This window comes from Nocardia sp. NPDC003183, from assembly GCF_053590715.1.
The window spans coordinates 168932-181716 of the sequence record NZ_JBSFTG010000008.1; the positions used below are offsets into that span (position 1 = coordinate 168932).

15 protein-coding genes are annotated in these 12785 nt (G+C 67.8%); 6 read left to right on the forward strand and 9 right to left on the reverse strand.

The window, feature by feature from the left end:
• Positions 1–4: 4 nt before the first annotated feature.
• Positions 5–1495: a CoA-acylating methylmalonate-semialdehyde dehydrogenase gene (locus ACWDXS_RS23265; RefSeq protein ID WP_378992310.1), complete on the reverse strand. Its 1491-nt coding sequence runs from the start codon at positions 1493–1495 to the stop codon at positions 5–7.
• A 108-nt stretch (positions 1496–1603) separates the two neighbouring features.
• On the opposite strand from ACWDXS_RS23265, the gene ACWDXS_RS23270 reads away from it, so the two are divergent.
• Positions 1604–3226 (forward strand): PucR family transcriptional regulator, encoded by a 1623-nt coding sequence (locus ACWDXS_RS23270; protein WP_449968605.1) that lies wholly within the window; start codon positions 1604–1606, stop codon positions 3224–3226.
• Between the two features lie 10 nt (positions 3227–3236).
• On the opposite strand, the gene ACWDXS_RS23275 is transcribed toward ACWDXS_RS23270, so the two are convergent.
• Entirely contained in the window at positions 3237–4085 is an 849-nt protein-coding gene (locus ACWDXS_RS23275; protein WP_449968608.1) for an SGNH/GDSL hydrolase family protein, read from the reverse strand.
• Positions 4086–4107: 22 nt separating this feature from the next.
• Entirely contained in the window at positions 4108–4752 is a 645-nt protein-coding gene (locus ACWDXS_RS23280; RefSeq protein ID WP_378992315.1) for a LysE family translocator, read from the reverse strand.
• Between the two features lie 28 nt (positions 4753–4780).
• On the opposite strand from ACWDXS_RS23280, the gene ACWDXS_RS23285 reads away from it, so the two are divergent.
• Both ACWDXS_RS23285 and ACWDXS_RS23290 read left to right on the forward strand, forming a co-directional pair.
• Positions 4781–5512, forward strand: coding sequence for an NADPH-dependent F420 reductase (locus ACWDXS_RS23285; protein WP_378992316.1), 732 nt, complete (start codon positions 4781–4783; stop codon positions 5510–5512).
• Positions 5513–5601: 89 nt separating this feature from the next.
• Positions 5602–6234 (forward strand): HD domain-containing protein, encoded by a 633-nt coding sequence (locus ACWDXS_RS23290; RefSeq protein WP_378992319.1) that lies wholly within the window; start codon positions 5602–5604, stop codon positions 6232–6234.
• Positions 6235–6341: 107 nt separating this feature from the next.
• Here the strand turns inward: ACWDXS_RS23290 and ACWDXS_RS23295 are convergent, their stop codons facing one another.
• Positions 6342–7031 carry a type 1 glutamine amidotransferase domain-containing protein gene (locus tag ACWDXS_RS23295; RefSeq protein WP_387442301.1) on the reverse strand — a complete coding sequence of 230 codons (690 nt, stop codon included), beginning with the start codon at positions 7029–7031 and terminating at the stop codon, positions 6342–6344.
• Between the two features lie 50 nt (positions 7032–7081).
• On the opposite strand from ACWDXS_RS23295, the gene ACWDXS_RS23300 reads away from it, so the two are divergent.
• The 3 genes from ACWDXS_RS23300 to ACWDXS_RS23310 are packed head-to-tail and all read left to right on the forward strand — an operon-like array spanning position 7082 to position 8753.
• Complete coding sequence (locus ACWDXS_RS23300) at positions 7082–8026, forward strand: LysR family transcriptional regulator (protein ID WP_387442303.1); 945 nt, start codon at positions 7082–7084, stop codon at positions 8024–8026.
• Between the two features lie 53 nt (positions 8027–8079).
• On the forward strand, positions 8080–8361 hold the full coding sequence (locus ACWDXS_RS23305; RefSeq protein ID WP_378992324.1) for an ArsR/SmtB family transcription factor: 282 nt from the start codon (positions 8080–8082) through the stop codon (positions 8359–8361).
• Entirely contained in the window at positions 8361–8753 is a 393-nt protein-coding gene (locus ACWDXS_RS23310) for a VOC family protein (protein WP_378992404.1), read from the forward strand. The genes ACWDXS_RS23305 and ACWDXS_RS23310 overlap by 1 nt, the downstream gene beginning before the upstream one ends.
• Here the strand turns inward: ACWDXS_RS23310 and yaaA are convergent.
• The 5 genes from yaaA to ehuB form a co-directional block, all read right to left on the reverse strand.
• Positions 8743–9489: a peroxide stress protein YaaA gene (yaaA, locus tag ACWDXS_RS23315; protein ID WP_449968614.1), complete on the reverse strand. Its 747-nt coding sequence runs from the start codon at positions 9487–9489 to the stop codon at positions 8743–8745. The two genes, ACWDXS_RS23310 and yaaA, sit on opposite strands and share 11 nt — an antisense overlap.
• A 114-nt stretch (positions 9490–9603) precedes the next feature.
• Positions 9604–10359: an ectoine/hydroxyectoine ABC transporter ATP-binding protein EhuA gene (ehuA, locus tag ACWDXS_RS23320; RefSeq protein WP_378992326.1), complete on the reverse strand. Its 756-nt coding sequence runs from the start codon at positions 10357–10359 to the stop codon at positions 9604–9606.
• A 4-nt stretch (positions 10360–10363) separates the two neighbouring features.
• The gene (gene ehuD, locus ACWDXS_RS23325; RefSeq protein ID WP_378992328.1) at positions 10364–11011 is read right to left on the reverse strand and encodes an ectoine/hydroxyectoine ABC transporter permease subunit EhuD; all 648 of its coding nucleotides are present in this window, start codon (positions 11009–11011) and stop codon (positions 10364–10366) included.
• The gene (gene ehuC, locus ACWDXS_RS23330; RefSeq protein ID WP_449968619.1) at positions 11008–11724 is read right to left on the reverse strand and encodes an ectoine/hydroxyectoine ABC transporter permease subunit EhuC; all 717 of its coding nucleotides are present in this window, start codon (positions 11722–11724) and stop codon (positions 11008–11010) included. Before ehuC ends, ehuD begins: the two co-directional genes overlap by 4 nt.
• Before the next feature lie 7 nt (positions 11725–11731).
• Positions 11732–12601 (reverse strand): ectoine/hydroxyectoine ABC transporter substrate-binding protein EhuB, encoded by an 870-nt coding sequence (gene ehuB, locus ACWDXS_RS23335; protein ID WP_378992405.1) that lies wholly within the window; start codon positions 12599–12601, stop codon positions 11732–11734.
• Positions 12602–12785 lie beyond the last annotated feature (184 nt).

A 12785-nucleotide genomic window follows, 5' to 3' on the forward strand; every position in this document is an offset into this window, starting at 1 on the left:
GGAGTCACTTGTTCTGTGGGAAACCGAGTTCCAGCCCACCGTGGCTCGGGTCGAGCCAGCGGGTGGTGACCGCTTTGGTGCGGGTGAAGAAGTGCACGCCGTCGGTGCCGTGCGCGTGCGAGTCACCGAACAGGGAATTCTTCCAGCCGCCGAAGCTGAAATAGGCCATCGGCACGGGGATCGGGACGTTGATGCCGACCATACCCACCTCCACCTCGTGCTGGAACCGTCGTCCCGCGCCGCCGTCGTTGGTGAAGATGGCGGTGCCGTTGCCGTAGCGGTTCGCGTTGATCAGCGCCACCGCCTCCTCATAGGTGCCGACCCGCACGACCGACAGCACCGGGCCGAAGATCTCGTCGGTGTAGACGCTCATGGTCGGAGTGACCTCGTCGAGAATCGTGGGGCCCAGCCAGAATCCGTCCGGTGCGCCGTCGACGGTGAGATTGCGCCCGTCGAGCACCACCCGGGCACCGGCCGTCTCGCCCGCGTCGATGTACTCGGCCACCCGGTCGCGGTGCGCCCGGGTGATCAGCGGGCCCATCTCGGCGCCACCGGTGCCGTCACCGGTGACGATGTTCGCGGCTCGTGCACTGATCTTGGTGACCAGATCGTCGGCCACCCCGCCGACGGCGACGACCACGCTGATCGCCATGCACCGCTCACCCGCCGACCCGAAACCGGCGTTCACGGCGGCATCGGCGGCCAGGTCCAGATCGGCGTCGGGCAGTACCACCATGTGGTTCTTCGCGCCGCCGAGCGCCTGCACCCGCTTGCCCGCCGCGGTGCCGCGCTGGTACACGTACTTGGCGATCGGGGTCGAGCCGACGAACGAGACGGCCTTGACGGCCGGGTTGTCCAGGAGTTCGTCGACGGCGACCTTGTCGCCCTGCACGACATTGAACACACCGTCGGGCAGGCCTGCCTCCTGCCACAGCCGCGCCAGCCACAGCGCCGCCGACGGGTCCTTCTCGCTCGGCTTGAGCACCACCGTGTTGCCCGCGCCGATCGCCAGCGGGAAGAACCACATCGGCACCATGGCGGGGAAGTTGAACGGTGCGATGATCGCGACCGGACCCAGCGGCTGCCGGATCGAGTAGATGTCGACATCGGTCGAGGCGTTCTCGGTGAAGCCGCCTTTGAGCAGATGCGGGACACCACAGGCGAATTCGACGACTTCGAGCCCACGGGTCACCTCGCCGAGCGCGTCGGCGGCCACCTTGCCGTGTTCGGCGGTGATCACCGCGGCCAGTTCGGTCTTCCGCTCGGCCAGGAGTTCGCGGAAGCGGAACAGCACCTGGGTGCGGCGGGTGAGCGAGGCGTCACGCCAGGAGGCGAAGGCCATCGTCGCGGCGTCGATCGCGGCGCGGGTGTCGGCCACATTGGCCAGCGCCAGCTCCCCGGTGACGGCGCCGGTGGCGGGATTGGTCACCGGCGCGGTGGTCTCGCTGCTGCCGCTGACCGATTTGCCGTCGATCCAGTGCCCGATGGACTGCATGAATGCCTCGTTTCGCCGGTGGTGTGGTGCTTCCACCCTGGTCCATCCTGAGCCGTCGGCGGGCCGACGATATGTACACAATCGCGGCATTCATATTACGATTCGTCAATGCTGATGACCGTGGCCGATGTGCTCGCGACGCCGGTGATGCAGGCCGGGCAACCCGAGGTCGTCTGTGCCGCGAACCTGGACCGGGCGGTGCGCTGGGTGCATGTCAGCGACCAGGCCGAGGTGGCCGACCTCCTGGTCGGCTCGGAGTTGATCCTGACCACCGGGCAGGCGCTCGCCGCTCCCGAGCAGGCGCGGATCGTCTACCTGAGATCGCTGTCCGCCGCCGGCGTCGCGGGACTGGTCGTGGAGCTGGGCAGCTACGTGAGCGAGCTGGGTCCCGTCGTTGCCGCCACGGCCGCCGAACTCGGGTTGCCGGTGATCGTGCTGCACCGGGTGACCCGCTTCGTGGAGATCACCGAAGCCGTCCATCGGGCGATCGTCGCCGACCAATACGCCGAACTCGAATTCGCGCGCACCGTGCACGAGACCTTCACCGAGCTGAGCGTGCGCCGCGCCGCGCTCGCCGAGATCGTGCACACGGCCGCGAGCATGCTCGACGCGTCGGTGGTGCTGGAAGACCTGTCGCATCGGGTGCTGGCGGCTACCGCCCGCCACACCAGTTCGGCCGCGCTGCTCGATGATTGGGAATCGGTGTCGCGGATGCTGCCCGACGGGTCCGGTGTGGTCGGCGTCGGACCGCACACACAGCGCTGGGGCAGGCTGATCCTGCGCACCGACCATGCCCACACCGCGCGGGTGGGCATGGTCCTCGAGCGCGCCGCGCAGACCATCACCCTGCACCGGATGATCGACAAGGACCGTTTCGGCTTGCACCGCCAGGCCCAGACCGGCCTGATCGCCGATTTGGTGGAGGGCCGGGTGATCGACGAGCGCGACGCGCAGGCGCGCGCGGCCGCCCTCGGTCTGCACCGCCGGGCTCGTTATGTGCCGCTGGCGATCGAGATCGATACCGAGCCGGCACCGGATCCGGTGGCGGCGCAACGACGCAGCGAGGCCATCGTCGAAGCGGTGACGCATGCGCTCGGCCTGGTTGACGCGTCGGCGCTCAGCGCGGCGGAACATCGGCGAACCCGCGGTGGCTCCGATGGGGAGCAGGTCACCGTGATCCTCGCGGTGCCGCGGGGCGGCGACGTCGACGGCCGGCTGGCGACGGTGTGTTCGGCGGTGCTGGCCGAGGTCGGCCGGGTCGACAACGTGCGTCGTGCGGTCGTCGGCGTCGGCGCCGACTCCGATTCCCTCCTCGACACCGCGGGCAGGCTCGCGCATGCCGCGGGTGTCGCCGAGGTAGCCCTGTCGATGACCGCGGCGGCGAATCGCGCGTTCTTCCGCAGCGCGGATATTCGTCTGCGCGGTCTGCTGTCGCTGATCCGCGACGAGCCCGGCGTGCAGAGTTTCGCCGAGGCCGAACTCGGGGCACTGCTGCGCTACGACATCCGCCACACCGCCGACCTCACCGGTACGCTGCGCCGCTTCCTCGACCTGGCGGGCAACAAGACCGAGCTCGCCAAGGCGCTCGCGATCAGCCGGCCCACCCTCTACGACCGTCTCGCCCGCATCGAACGCGTCCTCGCCGTCGACCTCGACGACGGTGAATCGCGCACCTCCCTGCACGCCGCGCTGCTCGTGCGCGACCTCACCGCGGGTGGCGCGAAGCTCTAGACCGCAGGGGTCAGCGGGAAAGGACTCCGGTCGACTCGACGGCGGCGACGATCAGGTCCGCGACGCCCCGTTGGCCCGCGAGGGTGGGGTGATAGGGGAGCAGGGTCTGATCGGCGAGAATCGGATCGAACCAGCGGACGCCAGGGTCGGCGCACATCCCGAATTCGCGGGAGGCGGTGACGGTATCGATGTACACGGCGCCGTGGTCGGCGGCCGCCCGCGCGACGACGGTGTTGAGGCGTTCGAACTTGGACTGGATGTAGGCCGCGTCGGCGGGAAGCAGGCCGAGCATGGCCGGGCAGCTGGTGTTCGTGAGATAGGTGGGCCACCCGTCGACGAAAACGGTCGCCTCGGGTGCGCGCCGGGTGATGTCGGCCAGCGCGGCGGCGTAGGCGGGCGCGATCGCGTCTATCCTGTTGTCCCACTCCGGATCTGCCTCGGCGGCACAACCACCGCTGAGCGCTCCGGCGTGACAGTGGCCGAGGATGAACTCGGTCATGCCGGCGTCGTTGGCGCCCATGTGCAGGGTGACGATCCGGGTGGCGGGACCGAGTGCGTCGAACTGGGGGTCGATCCCGGCGCCTTGCGACCCGTACAGATCCGGGATCTTCGCCGAGCTGCAGGTCCGGTCGTCCAGCGCCAGCCCGAGTTTTTCGGCGACCAGCTTCGGCGCGTTGGCGGTGGACCGCACACAGCGCAGTGGAGCCGTCACGTCGAGCTCGACCGCACCGGTGGTGGCTGCCCCGGAATCACCGAGCGCGACGTAGGTGGCGCCCGGCCGAACCTCGGCCTGTGCCACCGCGTGCGTCGACACCGAGACCATCAGCGCCACAGCGCCGGTGAGCAGCAAGCTCTTCATCGGAGATCCTGACGGTTGTGGTTCAGTCTTTGCGACCGGTGAGAGCGAGTGACGTGCCGAGCCCGATCATCACCAGGCCACTGGTACCGCCGATGGCGGCGAGACGGCGTGGCGACCGCGCGAACCAGGACCGTGCCGACCCGGCCGCGAATGCCCAGAGCGAGTCGAAGATCAGGCCGAACACGGGGATGCAGAGCCCGAGGATCAACATCTGCTGAGGGACCGCACCGTGCGTGGTATCCACGAACTGTGGCAGCAGCGCCGCCAGGAAGACGATGGTCTTCGGGTTGGCGGCCCCGACGATCACGCCGTCGCGCAACGCCGCCATCGGACTGTGCGCGGCCACGTCCTGCTCGGCGTGAAAGGCGGTCCGTAGCGCGTCACGATGGCGAATCGCCTGCACGCCGAGATAGACCAGATAGGCGGCGCCGACCAGTTTGATCGCGGTGAACACCGCCGCCGACGCCGCCACCACCGCGCCCAACCCGAACGCGACTGCCACGACTTGGCCGTACACCCCGACCGCATTGCCCAGCACGGTCATCAGCGCCGATCGTCGCCCGACGGTGAGTGCCCGGCCGATCGTGAACAAGACGCTGGGTCCGGGCACGATCACCAGCAGAAACGCCAAACCCGCGAACGAGACCAGATGAGCCGACGACACCATCGCCCCACGCTATCCGGCGGTGGGCGCGGTGACAACGGCCGCGGTGCGCGGGAACAACCATGCGGTGGTGGCGGTTGTGCTGCGCATGACGACACTCGGATTGATCGGTAGCGGACATATCGGATCCACCGTCGCGCGGCTGGCGGTGGACGCGGGTTATGACGTGGTGCTCAGCAACTCACGCGGACCGCAGACCCTGGCGGATCTGGTCGCCGAGCTGGGTCCGCGGGCCCGGGCGGCTACTCCGGCCGAGGCGGCCGAAGCGGGCGACTATGTGGTGGTCACGGTGCCGTTGAAGGCGTATCGGGACGTACCGGTCGCACCGCTCGCGGGCAAGGTCGTGTTCGACACCAACAACTACTACCCCGACCGCGACGGGGCCTTCCCCGAACTCGACGCCGACCAGACCACCACCAGCGAACTGCTGCAACGCCACCTGCCGGAATCGAAGGTGGTCAAGGCGTTCAACAACATCGCCTACGCCAACCTCGCCGAACTCGCCCGCCCGGTCGGTGCCGCGGACCGGTCTGCCCTGCCCGTGTTCGGCGACGACCCCGACGCCAAGAAGCTCGCCACCGACCTCATCGACGCCATCGGCTATGACGTGGTCGACGGTGGGTCCCTCGCCGAAAGCCGCCGCTCCCAACGGGATACCCCGGTTTACGTACGCCCCTATGCCGCCGACGACAACTGGCCGCCCGCCTCGAAGCCCGCGGGCGCCGAGGAGGTGCGTGCGGCCCTCGCCGCCGCCGAGGTCTGAGCGCTGAGCGTCGTCCGGCCGGCCGCGACCGGCCGGACGGCCAGTTTCGGGGGGTTGTGGGTGTCGGTACCGACGACGAAACTTGGTGTATGAGTGCGTTGTCACAGAACCTGATGGACCGGTGGATCGCATTGGCCGGGATCGAGGCCGAACAGATCGGTGCCGGAGTGGTGGGGCGCTACAGCGAACCGCACCGCCGTTACCACACCGGCACGCACCTGGCGGTGATGCTCGCGGCCATCGACGAATTGGCCGATGCCGCAACCGATATCGACGCCGTGCGCTACGCGGCGTTCTTCCACGACGCGATCTACGCCGTCGCCCGGGCCGACAACGAGGAGCGCAGCGCCGACCTGGGCCGTGACATCCTCGAATCACTCGGTGCCGCACCGGAATTGGTCGAGGAGGTAGTGCGGCTCGTGGTTGTGACCCGTGGGCACCGTCCACAGCCCGGTGACGCGAACGGCGCGGTGCTCTGTGATGCCGACCTCGTTGTGCTCGGCGGTAGTCCGCAGGAATACGCCGCCTACACCACCGCGATCCGCGCCGAATACGCCCACGTGCCCGACGATCTGTTCCGGGCCGGGCGCGCCTCGGTGCTGCGCAATCTGGCCGACCAGCCTCGCCTTTTCCGCACCGACCTCGCCCACGACCGGTACGAGGCGATCGCCCGCGCCAACCTCGCCGCGGAACTCGCCGAACTCACCGCGGAGATCGGCTGACCGGCCGACTGCCCCTGTCTCGGTGGCTTCGGTGACCCCGGGTTACCGACCCGGCGGCACCGGCTGCGGTCGTCGACGACCGCAGCCGGTCGATACGGCGCTGTCTGTCAGAGGGCGGTGAGCATTTCGGCGGCCAGCGGGCCCGCGGAGGCGGGGTTCTGGCCGGTGTAGAGATTGCGGTCCACCTCGATGTGCGGGGCCCACGGGTCGCCTTCGCGGTAGTCGGCACCGAGTGCGACCAGGCGATCCTGGAGCAGCCACTTCGCCTTGTCGGCGAAGCCCGCCTGGGTTTCCTCGGCATTGCTGAACGCGGTGAGGCGGTAGCCCGCGAAGGGGGAGTTGCCCGATTCGGCGGTGGCGAGTAGCGCGGCGGGGGCGTGGCAGACGATGCCGAGCGGTTTGCCGGAGGCAAGGGCGTTGACGAGCAGGGTGCCCGAGACCGGGTCGACGGCGAGATCTTGCATCGGGCCGTGTCCGCCGGGGTAGAAGACGGCGTCGTAGTCGGCGAGGTCGACCTTGTCGAGAGCGAGCGGATTCCGCAATGCGTCGGCGCCGGACAGGATTTCGGCGACCGCCGCCGCACCGTCGGCGCCACCGTTGACCTCGGGGGCCAGGCTGGCCTGGTCGACGGTCGCGACAACGCCGTCCGGGGTCGCCACGGTAACGGTGTGGCCCGCGGCGGTGAAGGCCGCATAGGGCGCCGTGAATTCCTCGGCCCAGTAGCCGGTGGGATGTTCGGTGCCGTCGGCCAGTGTCCAATGATCAGTGCCGGTGAGAACGAACAGGATGTGTGCCATGGGAACAACGCTAGGGTTGATGGCATCTCCTGACCAATAGGATTGCCTATATGAGACATAGGTCAGCCGATGGGTCGATGGATCTGGTGCAGCTGCGGACCTTCCTTGCCGTGTTCCGCACCGGCTCGCTCACCGCGGGCGCCGCCCAGGTCGGGCTGTCCCAGCCGACCGTGACCACGCAGATCCAGGCGCTCGAACGGCACCTCGGCAGGCCGCTGTTCGAACGCCTGCCTCGCGGGGTGACGCCGACCGCCGCCGGTCACGAGCTCGCGGCGCGGGTGGGCGGTCCACTCGAGGAGCTGGAGGCGGTCGTCAGCGGTGCGGCGACCGCCCGGGCGGCCCCGCCCGAGCCGCCGGTGCTGCTCGGTGGACCGGCGGAGATGCTGGCCGCCAAGATCGTGCCCGCCTTGTCGCCGTTGGTCGCCGACGGTGTGCGGCTCACGGTCAGTACCGGCCTGACCGACGAGTTGCTCGCTCGATTGCATTCGGGGGCGCTGGACCTGGTCTTCGCCACCACCCGCCCACGCGGTCGGACCGTGCTGGCGGAACCGCTCGTCGACGAGGAATTCCTGCTCGTCGCAGCCCCGTCGATCGCCGACCGGATCGACGCCGACCGTCTGCGGGCCGAGGGCCCGATCGCGCTCGACGGCATCCCGCTCGTCAGCTACGCCGCCGATCTGCCGATCCTGCGTCGCTACTGGCGCCATGTCTTCGAGACCCGCCTGGAAACCGAGCCCGCCCTGATCGTCGGCGATCTGCGCGCGGTACTGGCCGCTGTCACCTCGGGGGCGGGGATCAGCGTGCTTCCGCACTACCTGTGCGGCCGGGAACGGGCCGACGGAACGCTGGTCACGCTGCTCGATCCCGCCGACCCGCCGATCAACACCGGCTTCCTGGCCCGCCGGATCGGCGCACCGTCGCGACCGCACGTCGACGTGGTTCGCGCCCGGTTGGTGGAGGCGGCGCGAGGTTGGCGGGCGGGGTGCGGCGCTTGACAGGCAAGCGCACACTTGCCTATGGTTCGAGGGGAGTGAACGGAGCGTGCGGAGTGACCGATATCTTCACCGCGTTGGCGGATTCGACACGACGCGCGCTGCTCGACGAACTGGCTGATCGCGACGGGCAAACCCTGTTCGAATTGTGCGCCCGCCTCGTGAACAAGCACGGCATCAGCTCGTCACGTCAGGCGATCACCCAGCACCTGGGCGTGCTCGAGGAAGTCGGTCTCGTCCATACCCGCCGGCAAGGCCGATACAAGTTCCATCACGCCGATTTCACGCCGCTACAGGCGATTTCGGTGCGTTGGCCCATCCCTCAGGAGGACACATGATCCGCATCGGAGTGACCAGCGTTTTCGTCGACGACCAGGCCAAGGCCGAGGCCTTCTACACGGACGTGCTCGGCTTCCAGGTCAAAGACAAGGTCTCGCTCGGCGAATTCGACTGGCTCACCCTCGTCTCACCCGCCGATGTCGACGGCATCCAGCTGCTGCTCGAGCCCGACCAGCATCCGGCCGCCAAGGCCTACAAAACGGCACTGAGCGCCGAAGGTATCCCCGTCATCGTCTTCACCGTCGACGATCTCGACGCCGAATACCGCCGCCTGCTCGACCGCGATGTCTTCTTCACGCAGGCCCCCGCCCCGATGGGCGCGTTCGCCACCGCGGTGTTCGACGACACCTGCGGCAACCTCATCCAGCTGATGGCGCCCGTCACCGAGTGATGATCAGAAGTTCGGTGGGGGAGGCGATTTCGGCGCGCAGGCCTGCCTTGGTGGCTACCCGGGCAACGGCGCGGATGTCGGTGGGGTCGGCGCGGGTGAGGACCAACGCGCGGGCGAGCAGACCCTTGTGATGTTTGTTGAAGTGGCTGACCACCGTGCGTGAGCCGTCCGGGTGCTCGGTGAGCACATTGGCGGTGACGGCGCCGGGGACTCGGCCGAGTTGCTGGTAGGTACCCGACCGCAGGTCGATGACGAGCTCGCCCGCGGCCTCCGCGTAGAGAGCGTCGGGCAGCACGTCGCGCCAGAGGGCCGAAAGTGTCGGCAGCCCTGGCAGTTTGGTGCCGCCGGAGAGGCGGTAGGCGGGGATGGGGTCGGCCGCGCGAACTGCGCCGAACAGGGCCGATCCGATCCCCAGGCGGGCGAATGCCTTGGCCCGCTGCACCGTGGTGAACGACTTCGCGTCCAAGGCGTCGTAGAGGACCCCGGTGTAGCGCTCGAGGGCGGGGCGGGTCGCCGACGTGCGCAGGCTCGCGTTGCGGGCGATCTCCGCGTCGGCGCCTTTACCCAGGCCGAGCACCGCGGCCGAGGCAGCGGGGTCGGCCGCCAGCTGGACGACCTCGGTGATCAACTTGTCGCGAATCGCGCTGAGCTGCGGCATCGCGAGATCGGCGAGTTCCAGCGGCACGCCCGATCCGCCGTCGGACTTGGTTTCGGAGGGAGGCAGCAGCACCAGCACGATCGACAACGGTAATCGTCGCCGCAACCACCACCGCGCCCCGCCCCGCCGCGGACCGGTCGTCCGGCGGTCAGCGGCCTTGCTGGACCCGCCCCGATCCGCTGTCCGCGTGGTTCAGCGCACGGCTTCGAGGAACTTGCGCGTGCGCTCGTTGGTCGGTGCTTCGAAGATCTGCTCCGGCGGGCCCTGTTCGACGATGCGACCGGAGTCGAACATCAGGACCCGATCCGAGACCTCGCGCGCGAAACGCATCTCGTGGGTGACGATCAGCATGGTGATGTCGGTGGTTTCGGCGATGGTGCGCAGCACGTCGAGGACGTCGCCGACCAGTTCCGGATCCAAGGCCGACGTCACCTCGTCGAGCAGCATGACCTTCGGATCCATCGCGCAGCACCGGGCGATCGCGACCCGCTGTTGCTGCCCGCCCGACAGCTGCGAGGGATGCGCGCCGGCCTTGTCCGACAGGCCGACGACGTCGAGCAGATGGCGGGCACGTTCGCGCGCTGCGTCTTTCGACTTGCCGAGCACATGGATCGGCGCCTCGGTGATGTTCTCCAGCACCGTCATGTTCGGGAACAGATTGAACTGCTGGAACACCATGCCGATCTTGGTCCGCACCGCGCGCAGGTGTTTCTCCTTGGCGGGCACCAGCTTTCCGCCGCGCTCGGTGTGGGTGAGTGGTTCACCGTCGACCCAGATCACGCCGTCGCTGATCGTCTCCAGGGTCATCAGCAGCCGCAGAATGGTGGTCTTGCCCGACCCCGACGGCCCGATCAGGGTGACCTTCTCCCCGCGGCGCACGCTGAAATCGAGGTGATCGAGCACGGTGAGGTCGCCGAAGCGTTTGACCACCTGATCGAATCGGATCATCTCGTCAGTAGTAGGCAAGTCGCTTCTCCAGTCTTCTGATCAGCACAGACGTCGGGTAGCTGGCGACGAGGAAGAACACCCCGGCCATCGTGATCGACTCCAGGTACGCGAAATTGCGTGCCCCGAATTGCTGTGCGGCGGTCACCAATTCGACGACCGAGATGGCGAACAGGAACGGTGTGTCCTTGAACATCGAGACGGCGTTGGTGCCGAGCGCGGGCAGGCTCGCCCGGATCGCCTGCGGCAGCACCACCGCGCCCCAGGTGCGGGCAGGCGGCAACGACAGGGCGCGCGCTGCCTCCCACTGTCCCTTCGGCACCGCCTCGATCCCGGCCCGGTACACCTCGGCCAGGTAACTCGAATAGTGGATGCCCAGCACCACGATGCCGATCTGCAACGCCGAGAACTGCGTGAACAGTGTGTAGGCGAACAGCAACTGCACGACCAGCGGGGTGAGCCGGACGAACTCGCTCACCGCGTGCACCGGCGCGGCGATCGGGCGCGGCATCGTGCGACGGATGATCGCGATCGCCAGCCCGAGCACCGCGGCCAGGGCGAAGCCGAGCACCGTGGCCAGCAGTGTGATCTGGAAGCCGTCCCACAGCACCGGCAGCGCCTCGCGGGCGCGCTCCCAACTCCATTCGGCTCTCATGGCGCCACCTTCGTGTCGTCGGGCGCCAGGCTGAGGACCTCCTTGAGCGACGCGCCGCGACCCAGCTTGGTCTTGGCGCGGGTTTCGAGCAGGTTCATGCCCAGGGTGAGCAGGTAGCCGAGGACGAAGTAGATGACCAGGCCGACACCGAAGGAGAACAGCGTGTCGCTGGTGGTCTTGCGCAGGTCACCGATCTCGTAGGTCAGGTCGTGCAGGGTGATGTAGGACGCCACTGCGGTGCCTTTGAGCAGGTGGACCAGCAGATTGGTCAGCGAGGGCAGCATCAGCGCCCATGCTTGCGGGAACAGCACCCTGCGCATCCTTTGCCACGGACTGAAGTTCAGCGCGACCGCCGCCTCGAACTGCGCGCGCGGCACCGCGTTGAGCGCGCCGCGCACCACCTCGGCGCCGTAGGCGCCGTAGTTGAGGCCGAGCGCCAGGATGCCGCAGAACAGCGGGTCGAGCTTGTAGCCGAGCAACGGCAGTACATAGAACAGCCAGAAGATCTGCACCAGCAGTGAGGTGCCGCGGAAGAATTCGATCATGACCCTGGCACTGCCGCGTGCCGCGAGATTGCGCACGCGGGCCGTGGTGCCGAGGGCGAGGGCGAGGGCGAACGCGAGCAGCGCGCCGCCGATGGTCAGCTCCAGCGTGACCGCGATGCCCTGCCACAACGAGGGCAGGGCATCGCGGACCGCATCGACATTGCTCATGCGTGGATCAGATTTCGCCCTTGCACAGCGCGGCCGTCGTGTACTTCGGATCGGGCAGCTCGCGCTCGGTGAACCCGAATTTCCCGACGATCGACAAGTACTTGTCCTTGTCGCCGGTGATCTTGGCCAGCTCGGCGTTGTAGGCGGCGAGCAGATCGGGATCGGTGGTGCGGAACACGGTGCCACCGGCGCCGACCTGCGGTTTGCCGTCGATGACGGCCACGAACGACGGTGTCACGTCGACCGCGGCGTTGGGGGTGTGGCTCTTGAGCCAATTCAGCGAGATCGCGGTGAGTGCGAACACGTCGGCGCGCCCTGAAGTGACCGCGTCCATGCCGTCCTGCGGGGTGCCGACCTGGGTGGCGTCGATGCCCAGCGAGCTGGCGTAATCGGATTCGATGGCGCCGGTCATCGCGGCCATCTTCGCGCCACCGGCCTTGATCGACTGCATATCCGTCAAATTCATCGGATTACCGGGTTTCACCATCAGCGCGGTGGTGTACATGAATTCCGGTTCGCTGAAAGATGCCTGTTCACAGCGTTTCGGCAAGATCGACATCCCGGCGCTGACCGCGTCGAAGCGATTGGCCTGCAGACCGGGGATCAGTGCGCCGAACTCGGTCTGCACACCGTCGACGGTCTTGATGCCGAGGTTGGCGAAGATCTCCTTGTGCAGGGCCACCGTGGCACCGGTGAGCTGGCCTCCCTCTTCGAACGAATAGGGCGCTTCACCGGCGAAACCCACGGTGATCGTGCCCTTGTCCTTCAGCGACTGCAGGAGCTGACCGCTCTCGGTGGTCTCGGTCTTGGTGCATCCGGCGAGGGCCGCGGCCACCAACGCGGCTCCGGTGAACACCGCTGTACAGCGCTTCGACATGGATTTCGTCTCAGCCATTGTGACCTCTCGCAAGGGCGGCGTCACCGCCGCCAATTTTCTGTTGTAAGTGCGTAATTGACTTATAGAGAAAATCTAGTCACGTAAGAATTGTCAGATGCGGTTACGTTATCAGGTTGTTATCTGATGATTGAAATAGATTTGTAGTGGGTAACCTGGTATGCGC